The sequence below is a fragment of the Gilvimarinus sp. 1_MG-2023 genome (assembly GCF_030548285.1).
Genome location: NZ_JAUOSC010000697.1, coordinates 1 through 302, shown reverse-complemented (window position 1 = coordinate 302; position 302 = coordinate 1). Strand labels below are relative to the sequence as shown.

The 302-nt window shown below is 56.6% G+C and carries 1 protein-coding gene; it reads left to right on the top strand.

What is annotated here, in order from left to right; genetic code table 11:
* A partial coding sequence (locus tag Q4563_RS18665; RefSeq protein ID WP_303605574.1) for an ATP-binding cassette domain-containing protein occupies positions 1 to 302 on the top strand: 302 nt, incomplete at both ends.

Here is a 302-nt window from a genome sequence, read left to right as displayed (position 1 = left end):
ATGATGATCTGTGGCAAGCACTGGAAGATGTTGAGCTGGGCGGTTATGAAGAAACGCCCTGTAATCAGCTTTCGGCCGGGCAGCAGCGCCGTGTCGGTTTGTCGCGGTTGGCGATTGTGCCCGCGCCGCTATGGATTCTGGATGAACCCTTTACCGCTCTGGATGTTGCTGGGGTGGCCTGGTTGGAAGCCCGCATTCAACAGCATGTTGCCCGCAACGGTGCGGTCATTATTACCAGTCACCATGCGTTGCAGAATATTCCGTCACTCAAGCGTCTGGATCTGGGTGAACTGGCCTTGGGC